Below are 21,759 nucleotides of genomic sequence, written 5' to 3' on the forward strand. Positions count from 1 at the left end.
AGGGTCGGGGTGAGAGCATCAGGCCGCACAAAAACTACTTCTCTTCCACCGCAGGCACATCCGGCCACGCGTGCACCACCGCTTTAATCAGCGTCGCCAGCGGAATGGCAAAGAACACGCCCCAGAATCCCCACAGCCCGCCGAAAATCACCACCGACAGGATAATCACCAGCGGATGCAGGTTCACGGCCTCGGAGAACAGCACCGGCACCAGCAGGTTACCGTCCAGCCCCTGAATAATCAGGTATACCGCAAAGCAGCTCCAGAACTCGGTACCCAGACCAAACTGGAACAGCGCAACGCCCACCACCGGAATGGTTACCACAAACGCGCCGATATACGGGATCAGAACCGAAAATCCGACCAGCACCGCCAGCAGCAGCGAGTAGTTCAGGCCGAAGATCAGGAAGCCAATCCAGGTGGCGACTCCCACGACTATCATCTCCAGCACCTTGCCGCGAATGTAGTTGGTGATCTGCTGGTTCATCTCCTGCCAGACCTGCCCGGCCAGCCCGCGATTGCGCGGCAGCACGCGGCGTACCGCGTTCAGCATCTGCTCTTTGTCCTTGACCAGGAAGAACACCATTAGCGGCACGAGCACAAGATAGACGGCCAGCGTCAGCAGCCCCACCAGCGAGGCCAGAGAGTATTTCACCACCGAATCGCCCATCGTCATGATGCGGGCGCGCATGTTTTCGGCCATCGCATCTATGATCCCCGCATCCATCAGCGCGGGGTAACGACGCGGCAGCGTGGCGGCGAAATCAGACAGCTTGTTCAACATGCCGGGCATATCGCGGATCAGGTAGATCCCCTGCTGCCAGGCAACCGGCATCACCACAAATGCCATCAGCAGCAGAATGCCGACAAACAGCACCAGCACGATACTCGTTGCCCAGCGGCGCGAACAGCCGATATGTTCCAGGCGCGCCGTTGGCCACTCCAGCAGGTACGCGAGCACAATCGCCACCAGCAGAGGGGCGAGAAGGCCGCTGAAGAAGAACAGAATACCGAACCCGGCAACCAGAATAACCAGCAAAGCAATGGCTTCCGGGTCACTGAACCGACGCCGATACCACTGCATTAACATTTCGAGCATACAACCCTTCCCTGAATCGATTGGCGGGAGTGAGACGGTGAATTGTATCTAACTGTCACAAAAAAGACTTTCGCTTTTTGTATCCCTGTCACAATCCGCAAAAGCCTGATGAATGGGATTTTCTTCATGCGGTAACACGGCTACACTCGCAGGGCAGCAGAGATGAACGATATGCCGGTTCATCGGTCAAATTAGCACCTCCAACATACAGGACAGTGGTTATGTTCAGGCAGTTGAGAAAAACACTGGTTGCAACACTGATTGCCGCAGTGACGGTCGGTCAGGTGTTGCCCGCTTTCGCTGACTCGTCCGATTCATTGCCGGACATGGGCACCACGGCAGGAAGCACGCTCTCTATCGGGCAAGAGATGCAGATGGGTGATTACTATGTGCGCCAGCTGCGCGGTAGCGCCCCGCTGATCAACGACCCTTTGCTGGTGCAGTACATTAACGGGCTGGGGATGCGCCTGGTGGCGCACGCCGACTCGGTAAAAACGCCCTTCCACTTCTATTTGATTAATAACGACGAAATCAACGCCTTCGCCTTCTTCGGCGGAAACGTGGTGCTGCATTCGGCGTTATTCCGTTACTCAGACAACGAAAGCCAGCTGGCTTCGGTAATGGCGCACGAAATTTCGCACGTTACCCAGCGCCACCTCGCGCGTGCAATGGAAGACCAGAAGCGTAACGCCCCGCTCACCTGGGTGGGCGCACTGGGCTCTATTCTGCTGGCGATGGCCAGCCCGCAGGCCGGGATGGCGGCCCTGACCGGTACGCTTGCAGGAACGCGTCAGGGGATGATCAGCTTCACCCAGCAAAACGAGCAGGAAGCTGACCGCATCGGCATTCAGGTTTTACAGCGCTCCGGCTTTGACCCGCAGGCCATGCCGAGCTTCCTGGAAAAACTGCTCGACCAGGCACGGTATTCTTCCCGTCCGCCGGAAATTTTGCTCACCCACCCGCTGCCGGAAAGCCGTCTCTCGGATGCACGCAACCGTGCCAACCAGATGCGCCCGGTGGTCGTGCAGTCTTCGCAGGACTTCTACATGGCGAAAGTAAGAACGCTCGGCATGTACAACTCCGGACGTAACCAGCTCACCAGCGATCTGCTGGATACCCTGGTGAAAGGCAACGTGCGGGAAAAAAATGCCGCGCAGTATGGTCAGGCGCTACAGGCGATGGAAGCCAGTAAATACGACGAGGCGCGTAAAGCGCTGCAGCCGCTGCTGGCAGCCGACCCGAACAATCCGTGGTATCTCGATCTCTCGACGGATATCGATCTGGGGCAGAAGAAAGCCACTGACGCGATTAACCGCCTGAAAGGGGCGAAAGACATACGGACCAACCCGGTGCTGCAGCTTAACCTGGCGAACGCTTACTTGCAGGGCGGTCAGCCTGCGCAGGCCGTAACCATTCTGAACCGCTACACGTTTAACAATAAAGACGACCAGAACGGCTGGGAGCTGCTCGCTCAGGCACAGGGGCAACTGGGTAACCGCGATCAGGAACTGGCGGCGCGTGCTGAAGGGCTGGCGCTGGCGGGCCGTCTCGATCAGGCTATTTCCCTGCTCAGCAGCGCCAGCTCGCAGGTGAAGCTCGGCAGCCTGCAGCAGGCCCGCTACGACGCGCGTATCGACCAGCTGCGCGGCCTGCAACAACGCTTTAAGCCGTACGAGAAGATGTAATAAAGGAGAAGTCATGACAGACGCGGTACAAATTTACCATAACCCTCGCTGCTCCAAGAGCCGCGACACCCTCAGCCTGCTGAAATCTAACGGCATCGACCCGGAAGTGGTGCTGTATCTGGAGACGCCGCCGGACGCGCAGACGATCCGCGAGCTGCTGCACATGCTGGGGATGGGCAGCGCGCGCGAACTGATGCGTCAGAAAGAGGATCTGTATAAATCGCTTAATCTGGATGACAACCGCCTCACCGAGGCTGAGCTGGTACAGGCGATGGTCGACAATCCAAAGCTGATTGAGCGCCCGATTGTGGTGGCGAACGGCAAGGCGCGCATTGGCCGTCCGCCGGAAGATGTGCTCGAAATTCTCTAGTCCCTACGCCGCAGCGCTTCCAGAAACGCCTGCGGCGTACTCTCTCCCAGCTTTTTCTGCGTTTTGCCCCGGTTATAAAACTCGCACAGCGCGATCAACACCTCTCCCGCCGGTTCATCATTCACGCGAGGAATAACATCGCCTAATGGCACCGCTACCTGAAGCGCGTTGTGTTTTTGGGGATGCGTTTTTACAGCCACATCTTTTGCAGCCTCCGTCAGCTCAAAACCAAAAGTCTCAATAGATTGTATATCAGCCGGACAGTCATCAAGCAGCGCCCGCGTCCAGGTATTGAGCAACTGGGGCGACAGTCCCGCATAGAGCCGGGCATAACACCAGCCGCTCACCGGTTCGCGCGCCCAGAGCAGGTGTTGTTCACCCCCATCGTCCATGTGCAGGGATAAAGGCAGATGATGGAGCATCAGCGTATGCGGCCGCATGCCAGCCTTCAGTGCTTTTATTCCCTGCAACGGCCCCCCTTTTAGCTTCGCGGAGGCCGGTTTGAGATAGCGATTCAGCGTTGCCCTTGAAACGCGGATCCCCAGCACGTCGTTAACCATCTGCAGCAGTTCATCTAACGGCGCCCCTGAGATGTCGCGCAGCGCATTCACCAGCGCCACCTGTTCCTGTCTCAACGCTTTGTGTATCACTTTTGGCGTGGTGTGGTTATCCGAAACCTGGTCGCGGTTGCGCCAGCGCCTGACGGTCGTGACCGAGATCCCCAGCTCAACGGCAAGCTCTCTGTCGCTTTTATCTGACTGTTGCAGATAGCGGCGGATGCGCGGCGTGGTGGTCGCATTGGCGTGAAGTTTAATTTCCATCGCAACAATTCCGTTAACTAATCATATGAGATTTATATAACACAGGCGATTGCTTTGTGACCGGTTTCACCTTTCGCTCGCCGCGCTTCACTGATAATCCACAGACATAACATAAACAACACCCCTCAATCTTGTACGGAGTTCACAATGAACAATGTTCTGGGATTTCTTGAAGCAAAACTGATGCCCCTGGCGGCGAAAACGGCCCAGCAGCGTCATCTCGGGGCCATTCGCGGTGCCTACGTGTCATTCATGCCTTTTATTATCGTCGGCTCCATTCTGCTGGTTATCTCCTCCTTCCCTAACCAGGCCTATCAGCAGTTTATGTCTCAGGCCTTTGGTGAGAGCTGGAGCGCGATTATTGAAATTCCATTCAACGCGGTGTTCTCCACCATGTCGCTGTTCATCAGCTTCCTGGTCGCCTTCCGCCTGGCGGAACACTACGGCGAGGACCGCATCTCCTGCGGCATTCTGGCGCTGGTCGCGTTTCTGATCCTGACGCCGTTTATTAAGGTGGCGGAAAACGGCGGTATTACCGTGATGCCGGTGGAGTGGATTGGCAGCAAAGGATTGTTCGTGGCGATGATCGGCTCGCTGCTCTGGACGGAGCTGTTCTGCTGGCTGAAGCGCAAAAATCTGGTCATTAAAATGCCGGATGGCGTGCCTCCTGCGGTGCAGGAGTCGTTCGCGGCGCTGATCCCCGCCCTGCTGGTGATGATTCTGGTGCTGGGTATCCGCATCGTCTTCGAAAACACTCACTACAACACCATCCACCAGTTTATTTATGAAGTGGTTGCTACCCCGGTGCGCCACTACGGCACCTCCTATTTAGGTGCGCTGATGACCGTCTTCAGCATCACCATTCTCTGGTCAGTGGGCATTAACTCCGGCTCGATGATTAACGGCATCATTCGTCCGCTGTGGATGGAGAACCAGACCGACAACATCGCTGCGATCCAGGCGGGGACGACGCCGCCGCACATTATCACGGAACAGTTTTTTGACATGATCTGGATGGGCGGCGCGGGTGCCACGCTGTCGCTGGTAATTGCGATGCTGATTTTCGCCCGCAGTAAAAACATGCGCGAAGTGGCGCGCCTCGGCGCCGGGGCGTCGGTGTTTAACATCAACGAGCCGATTCTGTTTGGCCTGCCGGTGATCATGAACCCGATCATGCTTATTCCGTTCAACCTGGTGCCGCTGGTGCTGGTCACCGTGCAGTATGCGGCGATGAAGGTTGGCGCGGTCGCCGTCACCACCGGGGTGTTTATCCCCTGGACGCTGCCGCCGGTGATCAGCGGTTTTATCGTCACCGGACACCTGAGCGGCAGCGTGATGCAGCTAATCAACCTGCTGATTGGCGCCATGCTGTACCTGCCTTTCATGCGTATCGTGGACAAACAGTACCGCGCGGCGGAAATTGCCACCGTTACGCAAACCGACACCACCCTTGCAAAACAGGAGTAAAGCATGTGGGGAATTATCGCAACCTGGCGAATGGCGCTTGAAGGGGTAACGGAATCTGCGTCTGCCCTGGCGGCGGGAAAACCGGTCGCTACGGCGGTGGTTGATGCCGTCGCCGCCGTCGAAGACTTTCCGTTTTATAAATCCGTCGGCTACGGCGGGCTGCCGACCGAAAACGGCGAAGTCGAGCTGGACGCGGCATTCATGGACGGCGACACGCTGGCGTTCGGTGCCGTGGGGAACCTGGTGAATATCGCCAACCCGGTGCGCGTGGCGCACGCGCTCAGCCGCCAGCGCTACAACAGCCTGCTGGTCGGCCAGGGCGCGCGTGAATGGGCGCTGAGTCAGGGCTTTGCCGACAAAAGCATGCTCACCGAACGGGCTATGCAGCACTACCGCAAACGCTGCCGCGAGACGCTGGATAAGGGCTTAAGCCCGTACGACGGACACGACACCGTCGGCATTATCGGCCTCGATAAGCAGGGGTCGATGAGCGTTGCCACCTCCACCAGCGGCCTGTTTATGAAAAAACGCGGCCGCATTGGGGATTCGCCGATTATCGGCTCCGGCTTTTACTGCGACAGCGAAACCGGCGCGGCCACCGCTACGGGCGTCGGTGAAGATCTGATGAAAGGCTGCACGAGCTACGAAATCGTTCGTCGCATGGCGCAGGGTATGACGCCGCAGCAGGCGGCAGACTCCGTGGTGTTCGAGCTTGAAGACAAGCTGATGTCGCGCTTCGGTCGCGTGGGCGATCTCTCCGTGGTGTGCATGAACAACAGGGGCGAATTTGGCGCCGCCACTAACATCAAAACCTTCTCGTTTGTGGTGGCGACGGCCCGTCAGCCCCTCACCGTTTTTCGTACCGAGCGCCAGCGGGAGAAAACGCACTATCACGCCGTGGACGAAGAGTGGATGCAGGCCTACGCCGCGCGGATCCGCGCACCGATTGAGGAGTCATGATGATCTCGTATCAGTTTATCACCGCGCTTTCTGACGCGAAGCCACGAAGCCATTTAATCGCCCGCGTCTCCTGCGCGCAGTTGCCGCAAACCGCGCTTGTTGCGGAAATGCGTGACTCTGACGGCATCGCGGACACCCGCTTTGGCTGCGCGCCCTTTGCGCGCATCACCCTGCTGCCGGATGCGCTCTGGCATGACGCGCTCACTGAAGGCCTGCTTGCCGCCCTGCGACCGCTGATTGCCTCTCCCGTCAGCGCAGATATCGTGCTGGACGTGACGGATATCGACGAGGTGGTGCTGGCGCAGGTGCTGCGTTTTCTCTTTAATCAGGCGCACAGGCTGAGCGATTTACAGCTGAAAAAAACCAGTGAGTGCGTTCGTATTAAGCACATCACCGCCCTCTGCCTGCCGGAGCAGCAGGCAAAGCTGGAAACAATTTTCCGCCAGCAGCAGGCCATCGCTCACGGCATGGTCGCAGCGCGTCGCCTAGCGGATATACCGTCCGATCGCTGTACGCCGCAGTTTATGGTCGAAGAGGCGCAAAAACTGTGTGCCGCCTACCCTGCCCTGCGCTGCGAGGTGCTGAACGAAAAGGCTATTGTTGAGCAGGGTCTTGGGCTGCTGAACGCCGTCGGCAAAGGGGCGACCTGCCCGCCACGTCTGCTGGCTATTCATTACGACGGCGTTTCTGACGGCCCGGTGCGCTGCTACGTAGGTAAAGGCATCACCTTCGATACCGGCGGCCTGTGGCTGAAGGAAGGCGCAGGCATGTACACCATGAAATACGACATGTGCGGTGCGGCCAACGTGCTGGGGCTGATGCTGACCGTAGCAGAGCTGGCGCTGCCCGTACGCATCATGGGCGTGCTGGCGCTGGCGGAAAACGCCATCGGACCGGACGCCATGCAGCCCGGCTCGGTAGCAACGGCCTGCAACGGCATGACGGTTGAAATCAACAACACCGACGCCGAAGGCCGACTGGTGCTGGCGGATGCCATCGCCTGGGCCAGCCAGCGCCATCCGCAGGCGCGCTATATCATTGATATGGCGACCTTAACCGGTGCGGTGGTGAAAGCGCTGGGGTATGAGCTGAGCGGGCTGATGACGCAGGATGAACCGCTGCGCGCCGCGTTGACGCAGGCGGGAAAACGGAGCGGTGACGAGGTGTGGTCCCTGCCGCTGGATGCGCGGCTGAAAAAGCAGACCGACAGCGCGATTGCCGATCTGTGCAACACCCCGACAAACAACGCGGCAATCAGCGCCTCAGCGGCGTGGCTGCTTCACCATTTTTGCCCGCAGACGATCCCGTGGGCGCATCTGGACATCAGTGGCACGGCGCTGTGGCGCGAGAACGGCAGGAGCGTGGCGTCAGGAAGGCCGATTCCGCTGCTGGTGGAGCACTTGGTGGGGGATCTTTAGCCGGGTGACGGCTGCGCCTTACCCGGCCTACAAGGGGAGCGGTTTTCGTAGGCCCGGTAAGGCGTAGCCGCCACCGGGCAAAAAACTCAAAGCTTAAGAATATCTTTCACAAACGGAATGGTCAGCTTGCGCTGGGCGGTAATGGAGGCGCGATCGAGCTGATCGAGTGTATCAAACAGGGTACGCATCTCACGGTCCAGACGCTTGAGCAGGAAACGGCCCACGTCTTCCGGCAGCTCAAAGCCGCGCTGCTTTGCTCGCAGCTGTAACGCCTGCAGCTTATCTTCATCTGATAGCGGCTGGAGCTTGTAGATTTGTCCCCAGTCCAGACGAGACGCCAGATCCGGCAGCCCAAGATTAAGCTGGCGCGGCGGACGATCGCCGGTGATCAGCAGCCGGGTTTTGCCCGACTCCAGAATGCGGTTGTAGAGGTTAAAGATCGCCATTTCCCACGGCTCGTCCCCCGCCACGCATTCGATATTATCGATGCAGACCAGCGAGAGATGTTCCATGCCCTCAAGCACTTCAGGCACAAACCAGGTACGTTTATCCAGCGGCACATAGCCGACCGCATCGCCGCGCGCCGAAAGCTCGGCACAGGCCGCATGCAGCAGGTGACTGCGCCCCGCGCCTTCGCGTGACCAGATATAGATGTATCCGCTGTGATCCTGACGCAGCACGTTTTGCAGTGCAGCCAGTAAAGAGGGGTTATCACCCGGCCAGAAACTCGCAAAAGTTTCGTCGTCAGGGAGATAGAGTGGCAGAGAGAGCTGTGCCGGTCCGTTCAGAAATACCTCAACCAGAGATCTTACATAAAATCGGCGATGAGTTTAACACGGAACCCGCCAGGAGAGAACCGGGCGATCCTTCGCCCAGTTAATGGATCAGTGTGGGGCTTTTTCGCTTTCGTCAGCGTCCAGCACCACCTCTTCCGGGCGGATCACCGAGATCAGCTTGAAAATCAGGCTCAGGCCCACGCCCACGATGGTCGCCAGCGCCATGCCCTTCAGCTCGGCCGCACCGATGTGCACCTTCGCGCCGCTCACGCCGATGATCAGGATAACCGAGGTCAGGATCAGGTTTTGCGCCTTGCTGTAATCCACTTTGGATTCAATCAGCACGCGAATACCGGAGGCACCGATCACCCCGTACAGCAGCAGGGAAACGCCGCCCATTACCGGGACCGGGATAATCTGGATCGCTGCCGCCAGCTTGCCCACGCAGGAGAGCAGAATGGCGATGATCGCCGCGCCGCCGATAACCCAGGTACTGTAGACGCGGGTAATCGCCATTACGCCGATGTTTTCACCGTAGGTGGTGTTTGGCGTGGAACCGAAGAAACCGGAGATGATGGTGGAGAAACCGTTGGCAAACATGGAGCGGTGCAGACCCGGGTCGCGGATCAGGTCGCGCTTCACGATGTTCGCCGTCACCACCAGGTGGCCAACGTGCTCCGCAATTACCACCAGCGCGGCAGGCAGAATGGTGAAAATGGCGAACCATTCAAAGCGTGGGGTGTAGAAGGTTGGCAGCGCGAACCAGTGCGCCTCGGCAATCGGGGTGGTATCCACAACGCCCATGACGAAGGAGAGCGCGTAGCCCGCCAGCACGCCAATCAGGATCGGGATAATCGCCATAAAACCGCGGAACAGCACGGAGCCAAATACCGTCACGCCCAGCGTCACCAGCGAGATGATAATGGTTTTGGAGTCCGGTGACTGGCCGTCCGCAGGCAGCAGGCCGGCCATATTCGCCGCCACGCCCGCCAGCTCCAGGCCGATAACGGCAACGATGGCGCCCATCGCCGCAGGCGGGAACATCACGTCCAGCCAGCCGGTACCGGCTTTCTTCACAATGAAGGAAACCAGGCAGAACAGCACGCCACACATGATAAAGCCGCCCAGCGCGACCTCATAACCCAGGGGCAGCAGCAACAGCACCGGCGAGATAAAAGCAAAGCTCGACCCCAGATACGCCGGGATTTTGCCTTTACAGATAAAGAGGTACAGCAGCGTCCCGATGCCGTTGAACAGCAGCACGGTAGCCGGGTTAATGTGAAACAGGATTGGCACCAGCACGGTTGCGCCAAACATGGCGAACAGGTGCTGCAAACTAAGCGGGATAGTCTGTAAAAGCGGCGGTCTTTCACTCACCCCGATAGCACGGCGCGTCATAGCGTTTTCCTCTGTGTAGTATTGTTGGTTTTTATTCAAAAAAAAGCCGACTATCAAAGTCGGCTTATTTATCGTTATTCGATTATTTCGTACCAAAGATCTTATCGCCGGCATCGCCAAGCCCTGGGATGATGTACCCGTGCTCGTTCAGCCCCTGGTCGATAGAGGCGGTGTACAGCTCAACGTCCGGGTGCGCTTTTTCCAGCGCCGCGATCCCTTCCGGAGCAGCAACCAGCACCAGCACCTTGATGCTGCTGCAGCCCGCTTTTTTCAGCAGATCGATGGTGGCGATCATTGAACCGCCGGTCGCCAGCATTGGGTCAACCACCAGCGCCATGCGCTCGTCGATGTTAGAGACCAGCTTCTGGAAGTAAGGTACCGGCTCCAGCGTCTCTTCGTTACGGTAGATACCGACCACGCTGATGCGCGCGCTCGGTACGTGCTCCAGCACGCCTTCCATCATGCCAAGACCGGCACGCAGGATAGGCACTACGGTAATTTTCTTACCTTTGATCTGCTCAACCTGCACCGGGCCGTTCCAGCCTTCGATGGTCACTTTTTCCGTTTCCAGATCGGAGGTTGCTTCGTAGGTCAGCAGGCTGCCCACTTCAGAAGCCAGTTCGCGAAAACGCTTCGTGCTGATGTCATGCTCACGCATCAGGCCCAACTTGTGTTTAACGAGTGGGTGTTTCACTTCCACAATCTTCATTCTCTTTCTCCTCTGAGGTGGCATCCGCAAAAAAATCGCGGGATTATACCGCTTTTTTCGGATTGCGCCATACCCAACTTGCTTGACGTATATCAATCAAAAACAAAAAAACCGGAGGCTGGGCTCCGGCTTGGGTGCGGGGTCTTGCCCGGTGGCGCTGCGCTTACGCGGGCCTACGTGTATTGTAGGTCGGGTAAGCGTTAGCGCCACCCGACAATTAGAGGTTATCGCCGTTGCTCGCAATCACCTGCTTATACCAGTCGAACGATTTCTTCTTGCTGCGGTTCAGGGTGCCGTTACCTTCGTTATCTTTATCGACAAAGATAAAGCCGTAGCGTTTTTTCATTTCGCCCGTTCCGGCAGACACCAGGTCGATACAGCCCCACGGGGTATAGCCCATCAGATCCACGCCATCCTCCACCACTGCTTTTTTCATCTCGCGGATGTGCGCAGAAAGGTAATCGATGCGGTACTGGTCGTTCACCGTGCCGTCGCTCTCCTGCACGTCGATCGCGCCAAAGCCGTTCTCAACGATAAACAGCGGCAGCTGATAGTGATCCCAGAACCAGTTCAGGGAGTAGCGCAGCCCGACCGGATCAATCTGCCAGCCCCAGTCGGATTTCTGCACGTACGGGTTGGAGACCAGGCTCTTGCTCTCGTCGTAGTCCAGCGCCGGGTTATCTGCCGTCGCTTTGGTGGCGAAAGACATGTAGTAGCTGAACCCGATGTAATCCACGCAGCCCTGCGTGAGCGCCGCCTTATCTTCTTCGGTAATATCCAGCGCGAAGCCGCGACGTTCGAAGTAGTTGAGCAGATGCTGCGGATATTTGCCGCGCACGTGAACGTCGGTAAACCAGTAGCGACGGTGCATGGCGTTCATCGCCATCATCATGTCGTCCGGCGCACAGGTCAGCGGGTAGATAGGGCACATGGCAATCATGCAGCCGATCTGCAGCGACGGGTTAATCTCGCGGCCCGCCTTCACCGCCAGGGCGCTGGCCACCAGTTCGTAGTGCGCCGCCTGGAACATCACCGGCTCGCGGTCTTCACCCGGCGCGTACTTCAGCCCGGAGTTGGTAAATGGCGCAAAGTCTTCGTGGAAGTTGGCCTGGTTGTTGATCTCGTTAAAGGTCATCCAGTACTTCACTTTATGCTGGTAGCGCTCAAAAACGACCTTCGCGAAGCGGACAAAGAAGTCGATCAGCTTACGGTTGCGCCAGCCGCCGTATTCCGTCACCAGGTGGAACGGCATCTCGAAGTGGGAAAGCGTAATAACCGGTTCAATGCCGTACTTCAGGCATTCGTCGAACAGATCGTCATAGAATTTGAGGCCCGCCTCGTTCGGCTCCAGCTCGTCGCCTTTCGGGAAGATACGCGTCCAGGCGATGGAGGTACGGAAGCATTTGAACCCCATCTCGGCAAAGAGTTTGATGTCTTCTTTATAACGGTGGTAGAAATCGATAGCCTCATGGTTAGGGTAGTTTTTCCCCTCCAGCACGCCGTTGGTGATTTCACGCGGCACGCCGTGGGCGCCCGCGGTCATGACGTCGGCAACGCTTACGCCCTTACCGCCCTCTTTCCAGCCGCCCTCAAGCTGGTGCGCCGCAACGGCCCCACCCCACAGAAAATCTGCTTTGAATCCTGACATTCGCTTTCCCTCATTCTGCGTTATTTTCTGCAAAAACAATTACAGAAACCGGTTTCAGTTCGATGATGTGCAAAGGGGATATTCGTTGCAAGCAGATCGCCGAAACCGGTTTCATTTTCGTGAACGGAGTCAAGTTTGGCTGCATTTACGGGCTATACAGAAAAAAAGATCCCCACGTCCAGAATAGGCTCGCAAACGTTTGCCTGGACTGTTAGAATTGCGCCGATTTTTCTTACTAGCTATGCAATCGCGTGGGGATTTAAGCCGTGACCAACAAAACTTCTCTCAGCTACAAAGATGCCGGTGTTGATATTGACGCAGGTAATGCGCTGGTTGACCGAATCAAAGGTGTGGTGAAGAAAACCCGCCGCCCGGAAGTGATGGGTGGTCTGGGTGGATTCGGCGCACTGTGCGCGCTGCCGCAAAAATATCGTGAACCTGTTCTGGTCTCGGGTACTGACGGCGTAGGCACCAAGCTGCGCCTGGCGATGGATTTAAAACGTCACGACACGATCGGTATCGATCTGGTTGCGATGTGTGTGAACGACCTGGTGGTTCAGGGCGCAGAGCCGCTGTTCTTCCTCGATTACTACGCGACCGGCAAACTGGATGTGGATACCGCAGCCAGCGTCATTAACGGTATCGCCGAAGGCTGTCTGCAGTCCGGCTGTGCGCTGGTGGGCGGTGAAACCGCTGAAATGCCGGGCATGTACCACGGCGAAGATTATGACGTCGCGGGCTTCTGCGTCGGCGTAGTAGAAAAATCAGAAATTATCGACGGCAGCAAAGTGGCCGATGGCGATGTGCTGATCGCGCTGGCCTCCAGCGGCCCGCACTCTAACGGCTACTCTCTGGTGCGTAAAATCCTCGAAGTAAGCGGCTGCGATCCGCTGACCACCGAGCTGGACGGTAAACCGCTGGCCGACCACCTGCTGGCCCCAACCCGCATCTACGTGAAAAACGTGCTGGAGCTTATCGAGAACGTCGACGTGCACGCCATTGCCCACCTGACCGGCGGCGGCTTCTGGGAAAATATCCCGCGCGTGCTGCCGGACAACACCCAGGCGGTGATCGACGAATCCTCATGGCAGTGGCCAGCCGTCTTTAACTGGCTGCAGACTGCAGGCAACGTGAGCTCTCACGAAATGTACCGTACCTTTAACTGCGGCGTGGGCATGGTTATCGCCCTGCCGGCAAGCGAAGCGGATAAAGCGGTTAAGCTGCTGACCGAGAAAGGTGAAAACGCGTGGAAAATCGGTACGATTAAAGCCTCCGATTCCGAACAGCGTGTGGTCATTGAATGAAAAACATCGTGGTGCTCATTTCCGGCAACGGAAGCAATTTGCAGGCCATCATAGACGCCTGCAAACAGAAGAAAATCAATGGCACCATTCGGGCAGTTTTCAGCAACAAGGCCGACGCGTTCGGCCTTGAGCGCGCACGGGAAGCGAACATTCCCGCTCACGCGCTGGAAGCCAGCCAGTTCGCCGGACGTGAAGCCTTTGACCGCGAGCTGGTGCAGGAGATTGACGCCTACGCGCCCGACCTCGTAGTGCTGGCGGGCTATATGCGTATTCTGAGCCCGGCCTTCGTCGAACACTACGCCGGTCGACTGCTGAATATTCACCCTTCCCTGTTGCCAAAATATCCCGGCCTGCATACCCATCGTCAGGTGCTGGAAAACGGTGACGAGGAGCACGGTACCTCCGTCCATTTCGTGACCGACGAGCTGGACGGTGGCCCGGTGATCCTGCAGGCGAAAGTCCCGGTCTTTGACGGCGACAACGAAGACGACGTGACCGAACGCGTGCAGACGCAGGAGCACGCCATTTACCCGCTGGTGGTAAGCTGGTTTGTCGACGGGCGTCTGGAGATGCGCGACGGCGCAGCCTGGCTGGACGGCGTGAAGTTGCCCCCGCAGGGTTATGCGGCCGAAGAGTAGTTTGCTATGTCGGGTGGCGCTTCGCTTACCCGATATTCCCTCCCCCAACCCGCTAAATTCCCCAACAAAAAAAATAACTGTCATACTTTTCTGGCACTGTTGGACATATCGTGGAAATGCTCGCCATAATAAGGACGAGACGGATTTACCACGTCCTGTGATTGAACTGGAGTGTGAGCTGTAATGGGTCAGGAAAAGTTATATATCGAGAAAGAGCTAAGCTGGTTAGCATTTAACGAACGTGTACTCCAGGAAGCGGCAGACAAAAGTAACCCGCTGATCGAACGCATGCGTTTTTTAGGCATTTATTCCAACAACCTGGATGAGTTCTACAAGGTTCGCTTTGCCGAGCTGAAAAGACGCATCATCATCAGCGAAGAACAGGGCTTAAACTCGCACTCGCGGCATCTGCTGGGCAAAATCCAGTCCCGCGTGCTGAAAGCCGATCAGGAATTTGACGGCCTGTATAACGAACTGCTGCTGGAGATGGCGCGCAATCAAATCTTCCTGATTAATGAACGTCAGCTTTCCGTTAACCAACAAAACTGGCTGCGCCACTACTTTAAACAGTACCTGCGCCAGCACATTACCCCGATTCTCATCAACCGCGAAACCGATCTGGTGCAATTCCTGAAGGATGACTACACCTACCTGGCGGTGGAAATTATTCGCGGTGAATCCATCCGTTATGCCCTGCTGGAGATCCCGTCCGACAAGGTGCCGCGCTTCGTGAACCTGCCGCCGGAAACCCCGCGCAGACGCAAGCCGATGATCCTGCTGGATAACATCCTGCGCTACTGCCTGGACGACATTTTCAAAGGCTTCTTCGATTACGATGCGTTAAACGCCTACTCGATGAAGATGACCCGTGACGCCGAATATGACCTGGTGCACGAGATGGAAGCCAGCCTGATGGAGCTGATGTCCTCCAGCCTGAAACAGCGCCTGACGGCCGAGCCGGTGCGCTTTGTCTATCAGCGCGATATGCCGGACGCCATGGTGGAAATGCTGCGCGAGAAGCTGACCATTTCGCGCTATGACTCCATCGTGCCGGGTGGCCGTTACCACAACTTTAAAGACTTCATTGGCTTCCCGAACGTTGGCAAAGCCAATCTGGTGAACAAACCGCTGCCGCGCCTGCGTCATATCTGGTTCGATAAGTTCCGCAACGGATTCGACGCCATCCGCGAGCGCGACGTGCTGCTCTACTACCCGTACCACACCTTTGAACACGTGCTGGAGCTGCTGCGTCAGGCCTCGTTCGACCCGAACGTGCTGGCGATCAAAATCAACATTTACCGCGTGGCAAAAGATTCCCGCATCATCGACGCGATGATCCACGCGGCACACAACGGCAAAAAAGTCACCGTGGTGGTTGAGCTGCAGGCGCGCTTCGACGAAGAGGCGAACATTCACTGGGCGCGCCGCCTGACGGAAGCGGGCGTGCACGTGATCTTCTCCGCGCCGGGTCTGAAAATTCACGCCAAACTGTTCCTGATCTCGCGTAAAGAGGGTGATGACGTGGTGCGCTATGCCCACATCGGCACCGGGAACTTTAACGAAAAAACCGCGCGGATTTATACCGACTACTCGCTCTTAACCGCTGACGCCCGCATTACCAACGAAGTGCGCCGGGTGTTTAACTTCATCGAAAACCCGTACCGCCCGGTCAGCTTCGACTATCTGCTGGTCTCACCGCAGAACTCGCGCCGTCTGCTGTACGATATGATCGATAAAGAGATTGCCAATGCCCAGAATGGGCTGTCGTCCGGCATCACGCTGAAGCTCAACAACCTGGTGGACAAAGGCCTGGTGGACAGGCTGTACGCCGCGTCCAGCTCCGGCGTGCCGGTTAACCTGCTGATCCGCGGCATGTGCTCGCTGATCCCGGAACTGGAAGGCATCAGCGACAATATTCGCGTTATCAGCATCGTTGACCGCTACCTTGAGCACGATCGGGTCTATATTTTCGATAATGCGGGCGATAAACAGGTCTATCTCTCTTCGGCAGACTGGATGACGCGCAATATTGACTATCGAATTGAAGTCGCGACGCCGCTGCTGGATCCGCGTCTGAAACAGCGTATCCTCGACATTATCGAGATCCTGTTCAGCGATACGGTGAAGGCGCGCTATATCGACAAAGAACTCAGTAACCGCTACGTACCGCGCGGCAACCGCCGTAAAGTGCGGTCACAGCTGGCGATTTACGACTATATCAAATCACTCGAGCACCCCGATTAACCTATGCCGATAAATGATAAGACCCCACGCCCGCAGGAATACGCCGCGGTCGATCTTGGCTCTAACAGTTTTCACATGGTCATCGCCCGTGAGGTGGATGGCGCGCTGCAGATCATCGGTCGTCTGAAGCAGCGCGTACACCTGGCGGATGGGCTTGATGAGCGCAGCATGCTCAGCGAAGAGGCGATGGAGCGTGGTTTAAACTGCCTGTCGCTGTTTGCCGAACGCCTGCAGGGCTTCTCGCCCTCCAGCGTTTGCATCGTGGGCACCCACACGCTGCGCCAGGCGCTGAACGCGCCGGAGTTCCTCAAGCGGGCCGAAAAAGTGATCCCCTACCCGATTGAGATCATCTCCGGTAACGAGGAGGCGCGTCTGATTTTCATGGGCGTTGAACATACCCAGCCGGAAAAAGGGCGCAAGCTGGTGATCGACATCGGCGGTGGTTCTACGGAGCTGGTGATCGGCGAAGACTTTGAGCCGCGCCTGGTGGAGAGCCGTCGCATGGGCTGCGTCAGCTTCGCGCAGATGTACTTCCCCGGCGGCACCATTACCCGTGAAAACTTCCAGCGGGCGAAAATGGCTGCGATCCAGAAGCTGGAGAATCTGGCCTGGCAGTACCGCATTCAGGGCTGGAACGTGGCGCTGGGCGCGTCGGGCACCATCAAGGCGGCGCATGAAGTGCTGCTGGCGATGGGTGAAAAAGACGGTTTTATCACGCCTGAACGCCTGACCCTGCTGACCGAAGAGGTGCTGAAGCATAAAAGTTTTGACGCCCTAAGCCTGCCGGGGCTTTCCGACGAGCGTAAGGCAGTCTTCGTGCCGGGCCTGGCTATTCTCTGCGGCGTGTTTGACGCCCTGGCGATTAAAGAGCTGCGCCTTTCCGACGGCGCGCTGCGTGAGGGGGTGCTGTATGAGATGGAGGGCCGCTTCCGCCATCAGGACATTCGCAGCCGCACCGCGCAGAGCCTGGCCAACCAGTACAACATCGACCGCGAGCAGGCGAAGCGCGTCCTGGAAACCACGGTGCAGATGTACGAGCAGTGGCAGGAGCAGAACCCCAAGCTAGCGCACCCGCAGCTTGCCGCGCTGCTGAAATGGGCCGCGATGCTGCACGAGGTGGGGCTGAACATCAACCACAGCGGGATGCACCGCCATTCAGCGTATATTCTGCAAAACAGCGATCTGCCCGGCTTCAACCAGGAGCAGCAAACCATGATGGCAACCCTGGTGCGCTATCACCGTAAAGCCATCAAGCTCGACGATCTGCCGCGCTTCACGCTGTTTAAGAAAAAGCAGTTCCTGCCGCTTATTCAGCTACTGCGCCTGGGCGTGCTGCTGAACAATCAGCGTCAGGCCACCACCACACCGCCGACGCTGAAGCTGAAAACCGACGATCACCACTGGACGCTGAGCTTCCCGCACGACTGGTTCAGCCAGAACGCGCTGGTCCTGCTGGACCTGGAAAAAGAGCAGCAGTACTGGGAAGCGGTCACCGGCTGGATGCTCAAAATCGAGGAAGATAGCGCCGACGTCGCCGCGTAACGGCTCAGGCGTCCGCCGTGGACGCCTCTGCTTCCAGCAGTGACTCAAGCGGTGCCGGTCTGCCAATCAGATAGCCCTGCACATAATCAATGCCTAGCGCGTGCACCGCGCTACGTATCTCTTCGGTCTCGACATATTCCGCCACCACCAGCATCTTCTTCATGCGCGCCAGATGACAGATAGAGGCCACAATCTGGTAATCCAGACTGTTGTTGACGATATTGCGGATGAAATCGCCGTCGATTTTGAGAATGTCCGCATCCACGCTTTTCAGCCGCGCATAGCTCGCATAGCCGGTACCAAAATCATCGATCGCAATGCGTACCCCCATTTTCTGCAGCTGCCGCAGAATATGGAGCCCCTGCTCCGCGTTGCAGAAGGTGCTGCACTCCGTCACTTCAAAGATCAGCTGCCACGGCTCTATGGCATATTTCGCCAGCAGGCGACTCACCTCAAGCGGGAACTGCACCCGACACACCGTTGAAGGGGCCAGATTAATGGCAAAGCGCTGGCCGGGCAGCCGTTCGCGATGCGCGGCGAGGAAGCGCAGCGTATGCTCCAGCACCCACAAATCCACCCGCGAAGAGAGGCCAAACTCCTGGGCTATCGGCAGGAATTGTTCAGGGGAGATCAACAGCCCGTTTGCATCAGTCATCCGCAGCAAGATCTCATGATACCTATCGCCACGCAGGCCGCGTACGGGCTGAACGAGCAGCGTGAATGCGTTGTTATCCAGCGCACGCTGCAGGCGACTCATCACCACGACTTTATCCTTCAGGCTGCGCTGCAGATGGACGGCGCCGCGCTGCTGAAGATTTTCCGGATGGTTAGAGGAGAGCGACAGATCGGCCACCACCCCCAGCTCACCCAGCACCAGATAGAGGTGGTTAACCGGCGAACGCACATAGCAGTAGCTCACCCCCACCTGCGGCTGCAGCGGCATGCCGTCCCAGACAAAGCGGAACTGCTTGATGTGCTCGTCCAGGGTTTCAATCCGCTGCTGGTGCGATTCGGCATTTAGGCGAACCGCCATGTCACAGCCCGTCAGGTGATAGACCTGCTCATTGGGCTGGAGCGTGCCGTTAACCCATTGCGCCAGCTGCTGTTTGTACTGAATGCGCAGTAACACGCCATAGTTACGGCCCAGAATTTCAAGCTCCGGAACGCGGAGTAAACAGAGCGCCGACCACGGGTTTTTTGCCAGATCTCGCGAAAGCGCCCGCAGGTTAGGCATATGCAGAACCGGGTCGAGCAGCGCCAGCCTGCGGGAGCGTTTGTTCACCGCCCGCTGCCGGGTCGCCAGCATCGACATGTAAATCACCACAAACGAGAAGACCAGATAGCTGGAAGAGGTGATTGCCAGCTGAATGTCGTACCCCTGGTTCACGGGGATATAGCGGTAAAAATAGTGAATAGACACCAGCAGTATCGGGATCCAGATAAGCGAAATCAGCTTATAGCCAAAGCGCATCGCCCCCCAGAGCATCACCGGCATCAGCAGCGACAGGGTGTAGTTAGTGGTGAAAATCGAACTGTTTTCATTCATCGGCAGCAGCAGGAGCGAAAGCAGCCCGGCAAGCGCAATGGCCCAAATCAGAAACTCAGCGCGCGTCACCTTTTTGTCTATCTGGGTACGGATCTGCGAGATGAGGCTTTTGAGATAGCGCGGATGACGAATCAGGCGGATCAGCAGATAACTTAACGGCACGCCCGTCAGACCGCTTACCAGCAAGGCCTGATAGTTGATCAGCGTGCGAATGTTGAGGGGGTTAAGCCCTGCCAGGCTCTGGCGACTCTCGTACACGCCCAGATACACCGCAAACTGGAACAACAGCAGAAACAGCGTCGCGGGGCAGAAGGCCTGCCAGAAGATGCGCTGCGCCATCAGCCGTACGTCGCCGTACGCCGTCATATTGCGTCTGGGCGCAAACACCCGGTAGCCGCCCCAGCTAAGCACTATAGGGACAATAAAATGAAGCACGCCGGCGACGGTTTCAAACATCCCGACCGACGGGTAATAACGGATAAACAGCGACAACACGATCCCGGGAAGGGCTTCCAGACCAAAAAACATCATCAGCGAAAGCAAAAACGAGAGCGGTAAATAATAAAGTGCCGCTATCCCGTCGCCCAGGTGCGTGAACGTATTCGCCACGCTCAGTACGGGAAGTAAAACCACCGGTAAAATAAGCGGCAATACCCACCAGCGGTGTTGATTCTTTTTCAGGAAAGCAAAAATGTTCATAGATGCCCGGTTAAACCCTTTTTCTCCAGAAGGAAAATAATGACAGGCATCCAACCTGACCTGGCGCAGCCCGGCGACGTGCGGGGCGAACGGTATGGAGGAGGGATTTTAAATATCAGGGCCGGAAATCCGTTGACATAAATCAAACTATTTTACGCAAATAAGCTTTGCACCGCTTTTTTTGAAATAATTTTCTTCATATTATCAATATGGTAAATGCAAATATTAATTTCAATAACAATAATTAATGTAAACGTTGACGGTTATTTACACATGACGGAATTGACCCTCTCTTTCCGCTGTGCCTTAATATCCCCGTCGCCCAGAAGGGCATGCCCAGGAAAAAGAAGAGTGAGTCAGGCCACGCGTATGCGCAAACGACACCGTTTTAACACCCGGATGACCCGCATTATACTGCTCATCAGCTTTCTGTTTTTCTTTGGCCGCTTCGTTTACTCTTCCATCGGCGCCTGGTATCACCATCAGGACAAAATCCAGTCGCAGCAGTCCAGCCTGAACGTCGACGCCGCTGACCGCTAGCCCTGCGATGGGTTTTGTACCAGCCGAATTATCCCCGCGATCCCTTTGCTGAGGATCTTGTCCTGCCGCATCACGATGGCGAGCTGGCGCTGCAGCACGGGCGTGAGCGACATGACGCAGAGCCCTTCACGGTCAGCGTCATGCTCAACCGCCATTCGCGGAACGATACTGTAGCCGAGCCCCACCCGAACCATACGCTTAATCGCCTCAATGCTGCCAAGCTGCATCACCGGCGCGATCGCTAACCCATTGGCCGCAAACCAGCCATCAATGAGCGCCCGGGTACCGCTGCCAGACTCAAAGGCGATCAGCGGCTGAGCATGGAGCGCCTCCGGGGTTAACTCCCTGAAAGCATCCTGCTGTTCCCGCGATGCGATAAAAACAAACTCCTCGTCCATCACCGGCATAACGTCCAGCGCTCTGCCGCTGACCGGCAGCGTCACCAGCCCCATATCAAGACGGTTCTCTTCGATGGCCCTGACGATGTCGAGGGTGTTGCCCGTTGTTACGCCCACCCGCAGGAGCGGATAGTCGCGGCGCAGCTGCTCCAGCAGGGGCGGCAGAAGATGGATACAGGCCGTCGCCCCCGTACCAAGAGTAATGGTCCCGCTGACATCGTGGCTGAACGCGCTCACGGACCGCAGGGTTTCGTCCACAACCTGCTGAATGCGCTCTCCGTGAACCAGCAGTGACTCTCCTGCCGCCGTGGCCTTAATGCCCCGCCCGGTACGCTCCACCAGCCGCGTTTGCAGAAACTGCTCCAGCTGACGTATTTGCAGACTAACGGCGGGCTGGGAAATGCCCAGCAGATCCGCCGCCGCCGAAAAGCTGCCGCGCTGGATCACCAGACGGAACGTCGCGAGATAGCCAAGGTTAAGCGTCGTCATTCAAAGTT

General features: G+C 57.3%; 18 protein-coding genes. 10 read left to right on the top strand and 8 right to left on the bottom strand.

Annotated elements, in window-relative coordinates; translation table 11 throughout:
* Positions 1-34: 34 nt before the first annotated feature.
* Positions 35-1,099 carry an AI-2E family transporter gene (locus ACMGGH_RS22195; RefSeq protein ID WP_028014023.1) on the bottom strand — a complete coding sequence of 355 codons (1,065 nt, stop codon included), beginning with the start codon at positions 1,097-1,099 and terminating at the stop codon, positions 35-37.
* A gap of 221 nt (positions 1,100-1,320) precedes the next feature.
* Between ACMGGH_RS22195 and bepA the strand changes: the two genes are divergently transcribed.
* Both bepA and arsC read left to right on the top strand, forming a co-directional pair.
* Entirely contained in the window at positions 1,321-2,784 is a 1,464-nt protein-coding gene (bepA, locus tag ACMGGH_RS22200; RefSeq protein WP_232948914.1) for a beta-barrel assembly-enhancing protease, read from the top strand.
* A gap of 13 nt (positions 2,785-2,797) precedes the next feature.
* Complete coding sequence (arsC, locus tag ACMGGH_RS22205; protein ID WP_047368071.1) at positions 2,798-3,154, top strand: arsenate reductase (glutaredoxin); 357 nt, start codon at positions 2,798-2,800, stop codon at positions 3,152-3,154.
* Here arsC and ACMGGH_RS22210 read toward each other — a convergent pair.
* Positions 3,151-3,975 (bottom strand): XRE family transcriptional regulator, encoded by an 825-nt coding sequence (locus tag ACMGGH_RS22210; protein WP_136343622.1) that lies wholly within the window; start codon positions 3,973-3,975, stop codon positions 3,151-3,153. The genes arsC and ACMGGH_RS22210 overlap by 4 nt on opposite strands.
* Positions 3,976-4,122: 147 nt before the next feature.
* On the opposite strand from ACMGGH_RS22210, the gene celB reads away from it, so the two are divergent.
* Genes celB through ACMGGH_RS22225 form a run of 3 tightly spaced genes read left to right on the top strand, consistent with a single transcriptional unit; the run spans position 4,123 to position 7,820 of the window.
* Positions 4,123-5,442, top strand: coding sequence for a PTS cellobiose transporter subunit IIC (celB, locus tag ACMGGH_RS22215; RefSeq protein ID WP_232948915.1), 1,320 nt, complete (start codon positions 4,123-4,125; stop codon positions 5,440-5,442).
* Positions 5,443-5,445: 3 nt separating this feature from the next.
* Positions 5,446-6,402, top strand: a complete 957-nt coding sequence (locus tag ACMGGH_RS22220; protein ID WP_232948916.1) for a N(4)-(beta-N-acetylglucosaminyl)-L-asparaginase — start codon at positions 5,446-5,448, stop codon at positions 6,400-6,402.
* The gene (locus ACMGGH_RS22225) at positions 6,402-7,820 is read left to right on the top strand and encodes a leucyl aminopeptidase family protein (protein WP_232948952.1); all 1,419 of its coding nucleotides are present in this window, start codon (positions 6,402-6,404) and stop codon (positions 7,818-7,820) included. Before ACMGGH_RS22220 ends, ACMGGH_RS22225 begins: the two co-directional genes overlap by 1 nt.
* 86 nt (positions 7,821-7,906) lie before the next feature.
* Here ACMGGH_RS22225 and ACMGGH_RS22230 read toward each other — a convergent pair whose 3' ends face one another.
* The 4 genes from ACMGGH_RS22230 to ACMGGH_RS22245 form a co-directional block, all read right to left on the bottom strand.
* Entirely contained in the window at positions 7,907-8,608 is a 702-nt protein-coding gene (locus tag ACMGGH_RS22230; protein WP_211438414.1) for a DnaA inactivator Hda, read from the bottom strand.
* Positions 8,609-8,704: 96 nt separating this feature from the next.
* A complete protein-coding gene (uraA, locus tag ACMGGH_RS22235) occupies positions 8,705-9,994 on the bottom strand; it encodes a uracil permease (RefSeq protein ID WP_017692944.1) in 1,290 nt (429 codons plus the stop codon).
* A gap of 82 nt (positions 9,995-10,076) precedes the next feature.
* Positions 10,077-10,703 (bottom strand): uracil phosphoribosyltransferase, encoded by a 627-nt coding sequence (upp, locus tag ACMGGH_RS22240; RefSeq protein ID WP_008501641.1) that lies wholly within the window; start codon positions 10,701-10,703, stop codon positions 10,077-10,079.
* 217 nt (positions 10,704-10,920) lie between these two features.
* On the bottom strand, positions 10,921-12,351 hold the full coding sequence (locus ACMGGH_RS22245) for a 6-phospho-beta-glucosidase (RefSeq protein ID WP_028014031.1): 1,431 nt from the start codon (positions 12,349-12,351) through the stop codon (positions 10,921-10,923).
* 266 nt (positions 12,352-12,617) lie between these two features.
* Between ACMGGH_RS22245 and purM the strand changes: the two genes are divergently transcribed.
* The 4 genes from purM to ppx all read left to right on the top strand — a co-directional run bounded on the left by purM (position 12,618) and on the right by ppx (position 18,079).
* Positions 12,618-13,655, top strand: coding sequence for a phosphoribosylformylglycinamidine cyclo-ligase (gene purM / locus ACMGGH_RS22250; protein ID WP_008501643.1), 1,038 nt, complete (start codon positions 12,618-12,620; stop codon positions 13,653-13,655).
* Positions 13,652-14,293: a phosphoribosylglycinamide formyltransferase gene (purN, locus tag ACMGGH_RS22255; protein ID WP_028014032.1), complete on the top strand. Its 642-nt coding sequence runs from the start codon at positions 13,652-13,654 to the stop codon at positions 14,291-14,293. Before purM ends, purN begins: the two co-directional genes overlap by 4 nt.
* 183 nt (positions 14,294-14,476) lie before the next feature.
* Positions 14,477-16,537 carry a polyphosphate kinase 1 gene (ppk1, locus tag ACMGGH_RS22260; RefSeq protein WP_420299204.1) on the top strand — a complete coding sequence of 687 codons (2,061 nt, stop codon included), beginning with the start codon at positions 14,477-14,479 and terminating at the stop codon, positions 16,535-16,537.
* Between the two features lie 3 nt (positions 16,538-16,540).
* Positions 16,541-18,079 carry an exopolyphosphatase gene (gene ppx, locus ACMGGH_RS22265; RefSeq protein ID WP_028014034.1) on the top strand — a complete coding sequence of 513 codons (1,539 nt, stop codon included), beginning with the start codon at positions 16,541-16,543 and terminating at the stop codon, positions 18,077-18,079.
* A gap of 4 nt (positions 18,080-18,083) precedes the next feature.
* Here the strand turns inward: ppx and ACMGGH_RS22270 are convergent, their stop codons facing one another.
* On the bottom strand, positions 18,084-20,324 hold the full coding sequence (locus tag ACMGGH_RS22270; protein WP_420299205.1) for an EAL domain-containing protein: 2,241 nt from the start codon (positions 20,322-20,324) through the stop codon (positions 18,084-18,086).
* 369 nt (positions 20,325-20,693) lie between these two features.
* On the opposite strand from ACMGGH_RS22270, the gene ACMGGH_RS22275 reads away from it, so the two are divergent.
* On the top strand, positions 20,694-20,864 hold the full coding sequence (locus ACMGGH_RS22275) for a YfgG family protein (RefSeq protein ID WP_023337595.1): 171 nt from the start codon (positions 20,694-20,696) through the stop codon (positions 20,862-20,864).
* On the opposite strand, the gene ACMGGH_RS22280 is transcribed toward ACMGGH_RS22275, so the two are convergent.
* Positions 20,861-21,751 carry a LysR family transcriptional regulator gene (locus ACMGGH_RS22280; protein ID WP_045631007.1) on the bottom strand — a complete coding sequence of 297 codons (891 nt, stop codon included), beginning with the start codon at positions 21,749-21,751 and terminating at the stop codon, positions 20,861-20,863. The two genes, ACMGGH_RS22275 and ACMGGH_RS22280, sit on opposite strands and share 4 nt — an antisense overlap.
* Positions 21,752-21,759 lie beyond the last annotated feature (8 nt).

Source organism: Enterobacter sp. BNK-16, assembly GCF_048684955.1.
Classification (GTDB): Bacteria; Pseudomonadota; Gammaproteobacteria; order Enterobacterales; family Enterobacteriaceae; genus Enterobacter; species Enterobacter bugandensis.